The organism is Cedecea sp. (assembly GCF_036500665.1).
GTDB lineage: Bacteria > Pseudomonadota > Gammaproteobacteria > Enterobacterales > Enterobacteriaceae > Cedecea.
The window spans coordinates 1-8,558 of sequence record NZ_DASYBS010000069.1 but is presented as its reverse complement, the minus strand read 5'-3'; the positions used below and the strand labels follow the sequence as shown (position 1 = coordinate 8,558).

Annotated in this window: 8 protein-coding genes; 2 read left to right on the top strand and 6 right to left on the bottom strand. The window is 58.2% G+C overall.

Translation table 11 applies throughout. The features are described from left to right. Positions 1-493: 493 nt before the first annotated feature. Positions 494-1,714 carry an amino acid deaminase gene (locus VGM55_RS11905; RefSeq protein ID WP_154188507.1) on the bottom strand — a complete coding sequence of 407 codons (1,221 nt, stop codon included), beginning with the start codon at positions 1,712-1,714 and terminating at the stop codon, positions 494-496. 202 nt (positions 1,715-1,916) lie between these two features. Here VGM55_RS11905 and VGM55_RS11900 point away from each other — a divergent pair, with 202 nt between their 5' ends. Together VGM55_RS11900 and VGM55_RS11895 are read left to right on the top strand one after the other, a co-directional pair. Continuing rightward, on the top strand, positions 1,917-3,353 hold the full coding sequence (locus VGM55_RS11900) for a D-aminoacylase (protein WP_331635570.1): 1,437 nt from the start codon (positions 1,917-1,919) through the stop codon (positions 3,351-3,353). Between the two features lie 151 nt (positions 3,354-3,504). Beyond that, complete coding sequence (locus VGM55_RS11895) at positions 3,505-3,897, top strand: RidA family protein (protein ID WP_154188598.1); 393 nt, start codon at positions 3,505-3,507, stop codon at positions 3,895-3,897. Here the strand turns inward: VGM55_RS11895 and VGM55_RS11890 are convergent. From VGM55_RS11890 to VGM55_RS11870, 5 genes are all read right to left on the bottom strand, one after another. After that, positions 3,894-4,757 carry a MurR/RpiR family transcriptional regulator gene (locus tag VGM55_RS11890; RefSeq protein WP_038476478.1) on the bottom strand — a complete coding sequence of 288 codons (864 nt, stop codon included), beginning with the start codon at positions 4,755-4,757 and terminating at the stop codon, positions 3,894-3,896. The genes VGM55_RS11895 and VGM55_RS11890 overlap by 4 nt on opposite strands. Before the next feature lie 79 nt (positions 4,758-4,836). Continuing rightward, positions 4,837-5,685 carry a metal ABC transporter permease gene (locus VGM55_RS11885; protein WP_331635567.1) on the bottom strand — a complete coding sequence of 283 codons (849 nt, stop codon included), beginning with the start codon at positions 5,683-5,685 and terminating at the stop codon, positions 4,837-4,839. After that, positions 5,682-6,539, bottom strand: coding sequence for an iron/manganese ABC transporter permease subunit SitC (sitC, locus tag VGM55_RS11880; protein WP_154188505.1), 858 nt, complete (start codon positions 6,537-6,539; stop codon positions 5,682-5,684). The genes VGM55_RS11885 and sitC overlap by 4 nt, the downstream gene beginning before the upstream one ends. Continuing rightward, on the bottom strand, positions 6,539-7,357 hold the full coding sequence (locus tag VGM55_RS11875) for a manganese/iron ABC transporter ATP-binding protein (protein ID WP_154188504.1): 819 nt from the start codon (positions 7,355-7,357) through the stop codon (positions 6,539-6,541). The genes sitC and VGM55_RS11875 overlap by 1 nt, the downstream gene beginning before the upstream one ends. Further along, a complete protein-coding gene (locus VGM55_RS11870; RefSeq protein WP_331635568.1) occupies positions 7,354-8,211 on the bottom strand; it encodes a metal ABC transporter substrate-binding protein in 858 nt (285 codons plus the stop codon). The genes VGM55_RS11875 and VGM55_RS11870 overlap by 4 nt, the downstream gene beginning before the upstream one ends. Between the last annotated feature and the right edge of the window lie 347 nt (positions 8,212-8,558).

Sequence of the window (8,558 nt, the reverse complement as noted above, 5' to 3'; positions counted from 1 at the left end):
CGGTAAACCCACCGGCCATCACCCAAACATTCGGGGTCGTTCGCGATTCGTTCCCGACGATCGCTCTCTTTCGCTGCTCCCGGCAGCTCAACCCCGCCTGAGTTGGGTCATAACCGGGGGCGATGAGAGCCGGGAACAAGGACGTGGCTGTGAGATTTGAAGCGACTGTGACGTTATGTGTGGCTGCGGGTAAAAAGCAAGGCTTGGTTCCGGCTTAAATCGCCTCGGTTTTCTCTCCGACTGGCCAGGGTCCGGCCGTCGGGAACGGCCGGAGGCTGAGAGCGTCGGGAACGCATCTCAGCCGACCCAGGACTGGGAGATAAAACGGAGGTTTACCGCTTTAGCGGTTGGTTTATTTGGCCGGGAGTCCGGGGTCTCGGGGGAATGACGGTGATTCTCCCGAGACGTTCACCGGTGCGGTGGCTACACATATAACAGGGCTGGAGGTGAACGGAATATTATCCGGTCCAACATAATCATGAAAAAGGGCAACCTAGAACGCCGTCTCTAACTCATCCAACACGTTGTATTCGTCGTCCACCAGCAGCAGCGCTTTCCACTTATCAAACGTCAGGCACGGATGCGAGGTGCTGAACATCAGAATATCGCCGACCTGCACATCCGCGCCCGGCTTGAGTTTCAGCATCGCGTGTTGATCCATAATTCCGGTGGTTTCGAGGGTTTCGGACGGCGATGCCAGCGGCTTGCCCTGGCGGTAGTGTGCTATCGGCTGCGGCAGGCCTGCATCAAACGCGCTGTCTCGCTTGCCAAAATTCACGATTGCCCGGTCGCTTTCCGGGACCGATTGCACCATGGCTACCAGCTCCAGCGCGGAAACCAGATCGCCGCCAAGATCGCAGGCGATCCGATCGCGCGCGATCAGCTGCTCCTGAGCTTCCTGATAGATACCGCCGTCGTGGGTGATGTAGCAGCCGGGCCGGATCGCAATGCGGCAGTTGGCCGGTTTTTCTGCGGCGAGCCAGATATTGCACACTACGTCATACCAGACCGAGCCTGCGCCGGTTAACAGAAATTCGCCGTCGACATAGCGCTCCATCCGGCAGGCTAATGCCGCCGCGTCTTGCAGCAGTGCTTCTATTTTTGGCTGTGGATTTTCGCCGTGCAGCACGCCTTCGTACAGCTCCAGGCCGCGTAAACGCAGGCCGGGTAACTCAGCCACATGTTTTGCCAGCGCCAGTGCCTGTTCCGTGCTGCGACAGCCACAGCGACCGCCGGGCACGCCCAGCTCAATCAGCACGTCGAGGGTTTGGCCCTGCTGGCTAAAGAAGTCTGACAGGGCGCGGGCGTTCGCCTCGCTGTCTACGCAGCAGATGTAGTCGACAGAAGCGTGTTTGTTCTTCAGCTTCGACACCAACGCCATGTTCGCTTTGCCCACCAGCTGATTAACCATCAGCACGCGGTTGATGCCGGCGGACATCGCGATGCTGGCCTGCCATGCGCTGCCTACGCCGATGGCCCATGCCCCCGCTTTTTGCTGCTGTTGGAAGATCCACGGCGTCATGGTCGTTTTCCCATGCGGCGCCAGCGAAACGCCGCGCGCGTTGGCATAGTCCTGCATCCATCGGATGTTGTTTTTCAGGGCTGATTTTTTGATCAGGGCGGCGGGCAGACAGACCTCTTCATTGAGGACATTGGCAGAGGAATGCATGGGGGCGGACTTATGAGGGACGAGGTTAATCTCCTGGTATTTCATAACGTATTATCTCCGGGGTTATTCTATCTTTCAGATTAAGTATCATTTTTAACTTGATGTTATTTATATTGTTTATTTGCATTCATGCTATTTAATGAATAAAAGTATCATTGATTTGCAAGGGTTTTGTTTAGTTTTTCACTGTTTTTATGGCTTGTAAATGGTTAACTTGCACGCAGATTATGACGGGCGTGAGGCGCAGATGAAGTTCGATTATCTCTTCAGGAATGTCACCGTGATGGATGGCTCAGGTGGTGCGGAATATCTGGCTGATGTGGCGGTGCAGGGCGAGCGTATTGCCGACATTGCACCCAGGATCACCGCTGAGGCCACGCATGAAATCGACGGCCGCGGGCGCGTATTAGCGCCGGGGTTTATTGATGTTCACACGCATGACGACATCAACGTGATCCGTTTTCCCGAATATCTGCCGAAAATTAGCCAGGGCGTCACCACGGTTATCGTCGGCAACTGCGGCATCAGCGCGGCGGGGGCAACGATTAACTCGCAGGTGCCTGACCCGATGAACCTGTTGGGTGAGGCGCACCAGTTTGTCTATCCCACCGTTGAGGCGTATGCGCATGCCGTGGAGCAGGCGCGGCCGGCCATTAACGTCGGCACGCTTGTCGGCCATACCGCGCTGCGTAATAACCAGATGGATGACCTGTTCCGCCCGGCGACGCAGGAAGAGATCCTCGCCATGCGCGAGCAGCTTAAGCTGGCTCTGCAGCAGGGCGCGCTGGGATTGAGCACCGGGCTTGCCTATGCCAGCGCGTTCCAGTCCACCACCGAAGAGGTGATGGCGCTGGCGGAGGAACTGGCGGCGGAGAAGGGGATTTACACCACGCATTTGCGCTCTGAGTTTGAGCCGATTCTCGACGCGTTGGATGAAGCGTTTCGCATTGGCCGCCACGGAAACGTGCCGGTGGTGGTCTCGCACCACAAATGCGCCGGGGCGAAGAACTGGGGGCGCACGGTCGAAACGCTGAAGCTGTTCGATAAGGTGCGCGAGCAGCAGGACGTTTCCTGCGACTGTTACCCTTATTCCGCCAGCTCTTCGACGCTGGATATGAAGCAGATCACCGATGAGTTCGAGATCGTCATCACCTGGTCCGAGCCGCATCCGGAGGTCGCCGGGCAGTCGCTGAAGCAAATTGCCGAGGGCTGGTCGATGTCACTTCACGAAGCGGGAAAATTACTGATGCCCGCAGGCGCGATTTATTACAACCTGGACGAGCAGGACGTGCGGCGCGTGCTGCGCTACCCGGCAACGATGGTAGGGTCAGACGGGCTGCCGAACGACCCGATGCCGCATCCTCGCCTGTGGGGGGCGTTCCCACGCGTGCTGGGGCACTACAGCCGCGACGAAAAGCTTTTCCCGCTGACGCAGGCGGTGCATAAGATGACGGGGATGTCGGCGGCGCGGTTCCAACTGCCCGAACGTGGCCTGGTGAAGCGCGGCTATTATGCCGATCTGGTGTTGTTCGACCCGGCGACGGTGCGGGATGTGGCGAGCTTCAGTAACCCGAAACAGCCCGCCGCCGGCATTGAAGCGGTGATGGTGAACGGGGTGATGAGCTACGGGCTCGAGCAGAAAGTGATTGGCCGGGCGGGGCGGTTCCTGCGTCGGCAGAAGTGAATATAACTTTCCCCTCACCCCGGCCCTCTCCCCAGCGAGGAGAGGGGGAAAAACGAGATAAAATCTGGTGAGAGGGAATATGTACCTTCGTCCCCTCTCCCTTCCTGGGAGAGGGTTAGGGTGAGGGTAAACAGATCAACAAGGAGCAATGATGAGCATTAAACGTTATGGCGTTGGCGGCAGTACCGGCACCGGCGGGCAGCCGCTGCCGTTTGCAAAAGCTGTCGAAGCGGCCGGGTGGCTGTATGTATCCGGCCAAACGCCGATGAAGGACGGCGAAGTGGTGGAAGGGGGAATTGTCGACCAGTCGCGGCTGGCGATTCAAAACTGTGTGGATATTATGACGGAAGCGGGTTACACCCTGGCGGACGTGGTTCACGTGAAGGTGTACCTGACCGACGCCCGCTATTTTCAGTCCTTCAATAAAGTGTTCCGCGACTTCTTCGGCGACCATCCGCCGGCCCGCGTGTGCTGCGTGGCTGACCTGGTGGTGGACTGTAAAGTGGAAGTGGACGTGACCTGCTACCGTGCCGACCGGGGCTAATCGCCGAGCGGCTGCCTGTCTGCCCCGCCGCGATGGCTGTCCAGCGCCAGCTTGATGCGGCGTAGCCGGTCCTTCGCCTGGCTTTTGTTGGCCATCGCCAGTTCGGTGGCCAGCACGTCAATCATCGCCAGCATCGCGTAGCGCGAGGTGCTCGGCTTAAAAATGTAGTCGTTCTCACGAATAATCAGCGGCAGCACGATGTCTGCCTGCTCCGCCAGCGGCGTACCCTGCGGGGTAATGGCGACGATTTTTGCGCCGTACTGGCGCGCAATAGCCGCGCTTTCCACTACTTCTGGCGTATAGCCTCCCAACGACAGGGCCACAACAACATCGTTAGAGGCCACCGAGGCCGCCATCATTCTAGCCAGAAGACCGTCGCTTTGGCTCACCACCGGCAGGCCGAGGCGAAACAGGCGAAACTGCAGCTCCTGTGCGCAAATCGTCGACCCGCCGCCCATGCCCAGCGCCAGGATTTGCCGCGCATTGCTCAACCAGGTCACGGCCTTGTTCAGCGATTCCGGGTTTAGCGCACGGCGGTTGATATCCAGCACGTTGATGATGGTTTCGTAGATGCCCTGCACGCCCTCCAGGTCCGGCACATCAAGAATAAATCGTTGGCCCACCGCCAGCGACTGGGCCAGTTTGACCTTGAGTTCTCGCACATCTTTGCAGCCGATGGCGCGGGCAAAGCGGGTAATGGAGGCCTGGCTGGTTTGCGTCTGACGCGCCATTTCCGAAATCGGCAGCGCGGCGGCGGCCTGCACATCGTCCAGAATAAACTGTGCGATGCGCTTTTCGGTGGCGGTCAGCTCAACGAAGCGGTCGGTGATGCAGGAGATAATATCGATGGTGTAGCTCATGGCGCGACCCTGGTACTTGTGCAAAAAACGGAAGGTACTTTGTACCATAAAATCGTTACCTGGGTCGCTTCACGCTGGTTCAGGATGGCTCGCTTATCGCTTCCATTCGCCGCTGCCCGATTGTGGCTCGAATAAACGCGGCGATAAATACCAGGGCCGAGAGCACGACGATAGTCGGCGCGGGCGCGCTGTCGATAAAGAATGAGAGATAGACGCCGAGGAAGGACGTCACGATAGCCTGCCCAAGCGCGACCAGCATCATGCCTTTAAAGGTGCGCGTCAGCAGCGAAGCGATAGCGCCTGGCGCGATAAGCAGGGAAATCGCGAGGATAATCCCCACCGCCTTTAGCGCCGCGACGATGGTCAGCGAGACCAGGCAGAGCAGGCTGTAGTTCAGCAGCTTAACGTTCAGGCCGGAAACCTGCGCCTGAATAGGATCGAAGGCATGCAGCAGCAAATCCCGCCATTTTAGCCCCACTATAATCACCGTTAGCAGCACGATAGCGCCCGTTTGCAGAATATCGCTGTAGCTTACGCCCAACATGTCGCCAAACAGAATGTGGTCGAGATGGATATCTGGTTTCAGGTAGACGTAAAGCACCAGGCCCACGCCGAACATGCCGGAGAAGACGATGCCCATCACCGTATCGCGCTTGATGCGGCTGTTGTCCTGCAGGTAACCGGTGGCAAAGGCACAAAACAGCCCGGCCACGAACGCGCCGAGGCCCAGCGGCAGGCCCACCATCCAGGCGATCACCACGCCGGGGAACACCGCGTGACTCATGGCATCGCCCATCAGCGCCCAGCCTTTTAGCACCAGGAAGCAGGAAAGCAGCGCGCAGGGGATGGCGACCAGCGTGGTCATGGTCAGGGCGTTGATCATAAAGCCAAACTGGAAGGGGGAAAGCAGCGTCTCTAACAGGCTCATGGCGTTTGCTCCAGGCTCAGGCGCGCGCGCCGACGGTTAGCCAGCAGGCCGTGTTTGGGCGCAAACACGAAGGCCAGCAGGAAGATAAGCGTTTGCAGTACCACGATAATCCCGCCGGTGGCGCCGTCGAGGAAGTAGCTTATCCAGGTGCCGAATGCGCTGGTAAACGTGCCTAACGTGACGGAAATAATCAGCAGCTTAGGAAAGCGGTCGGTCAGCAGATATGCCGTCGCGCCCGGCGTCACCACCATGCAAATCACCAGAAATGCGCCGACGGTTTGCAGCGCCGCCACGGTGGTCGCAGAAAGCAGGGTGAAGAATAATCCTTTGAGCCACAGCGGGTTAAGGCCGATGGAGCGGGCATGGTTTTCGTCGAAGAAGGTCACCATCAGGTCTTTCCACTTCAGCAGCAGGATCGCCAGCGAGACAAAACCGATAATTGCCAGCTGCACGATATCCGACGGGGCGATGGCGAGAATATTGCCGAGCACGATGGTCTGAATGTTCACCGACGTCGGGTTGAGCGACACCATAAACAGCCCGAGGCCAAAGAATGACGAAAAGATAAGGCCAATAATGGTGTCTTCACGCAGGCGCGTGCGCTGGTTTAAAAACAGCATGGTGCCTGCGGCGAGGCCGCCGGAGAAAAATGCGCCGATGGAAAACGGCAGGCCGAGCATATAAGCGCCGGCAACGCCTGGGACGATAGAGTGGGAAAGGGCGTCACCGATAAGCGACCAGCCTTTTAGCATCAGGTAGCAGGAGAGAAAGGCGCATACGCCGCCGACCAGCGCCGAAACCCAGATGGCGTTGAACATATAACCATAGCTAAACGGTTCAAGCAGGACGGACATTACGGCTCCCCTTTTAACGCTGCGCCGTGGATAAACGGCCTTTCGTCGTCGGTGAGCACGCTGGTTTCTTTCCCGGTTAAGGTGACGTGGCGCAGCACGCCGCTGAAGGCCAGCTCCAGGTTTGCCTGGGTAAAGGTGACGTCGGTAGGGCCGCAGGCCAGCACGGTGCCTTTCACCAGCACGGTGTAGTCGCAATAATCGGTAACGGCGCCGAGGTTATGGGTCGACACCAGCATGGTGCGGCCTTCATCGCGCAGTTCGCGCAGCAGGCTGATGATCTGCTCTTCCGTTTTCACGTCCACGCCGGTGAACGGCTCGTCCAGCAGGATCACCTGGCCGTCCTGGGCTATCGCACGGGCGAGGAACACGCGTTTTTTCTGCCCGCCGGACAGCTCGCCTATTTGGCGCTTGCGGAACTCGCTCATCCCGACGCGGGCGAGGGCGTTTTCAACCGCCAGCTTGTCTGCCTTACCGGGAATGCGCAGCATGCCCATGTGGCCGAAGCGGCCCATCATCACCACATCTTCAACCAGCACCGGGAACGTCCAGTCCACGTCCTCGGACTGCGGGACATAGGCCACCAGGTTGTTGCGTAGCGCCTTGCGCGTGGGCATATCCAGAATCGAAATGTTGCCGCTGGCAAGGTGCACAAAGCCCATGATCGCTTTAAACAGCGTGGACTTCCCTGAACCGTTGACCCCAACCAGCGCCGCTATGGTGCCGGTCGGGATTTCAAAGCTGGCCGCCCGCAGCGCGGTATGGCCATTGCGCCAGGTGACGCTGGCGTTCTGAACGACGATTCCGGCACGACGGCTCATTTTTTCAGCCCTTCATTGATGCCGTTAACGACAGTGCTGGTGGTGACGCGAAGCAGGTCAAGGTAGGTCGGGACCGGGCCGTTTGCCGCGCTCAGGGAGTCGACATACAGCACGCCGCCGTAATGCGCGCCGGACTCACGTGCCGCCTGGCGAGCGGGCTTGTCGGAAATGGTACTTTCGCTGAAGATCGTCGGTATATGGTATTTACGAATGCTGTCGATCACTTTGCGCACCTGCTGCGGCGTTCCCTGCTGATCGGCGTTGATCGGCCACAGATAGAGCTCCTTCAGGCCAAAGTCGTTGGCGAGATAGGAGAACGCGCCTTCGCTGGTGACCAGCCAGCGCTTATCCGCCGGAATTTTTGCCAGCTCGTTGCGCAGGGGCTCGATGGTCTGCTGAATTTTCTGCTTGTAGGCTTCGGCGTTGCGGGTATAGGCCGCGGTATTGTCCGGATCGTATTTGACGAATGCATCCCGGATGTTATCGACGTAGATCAGCGCATTTTGCGGTGACATCCATGCGTGAGGGTTAGGTTTGCCGTTATAAGGGCCTTCGGTGATGCCCGTGGGCTGAATGCCGGTGGTGACAACGACTTCAGGGACGCCTTTCAGATGCTGATAAAACTTCGCGAACCAGAGTTCGAGGTTCAGCCCGTTGGTCAAAATTAGCTGCGCGCCCTGCGCCCGGCGAATGTCTCCCGGCGTGGGCTGGTATTCATGAATTTCAGCCCCCGGCCTGGTGATGGACTCTACGTCGGCGGCGTCCCCGGCCACGTTCTGCGCCATATCGGCGATGATGGTAAAGGTGGTTACCGCCTTAAATTTTGCCTGTGCCTGTGCGGCGCTAAACAGCATTGCCAGTGCGGCGGCAGCAGCCACAATACTCTGCGTTAACTTCAGTTTCCCGGGCATCGTCTTCCCTCACGAGTGATTATAGATTCATCGTTTATAGCAAATGCTATAAAACATAGCTGCTGCTATAATTAAATGCAAATAATTATCATTTGTGTGATTTAAAGGTGGGGATAGGCCTTGTCGGATTTTAATTGCAAGACTCTGCTGTTTATGTCGGATTGGCTAAGGTTCCGTTCACCTGCAGATCGATTTCCCCTGCACGTTCAGAGTACGGTGAACGTGTCCGGGGGATAACGCCATCCCCCGAACAGCCCCGGCGCCCGGCGAGCTCATCGCCGCTAAAGCGG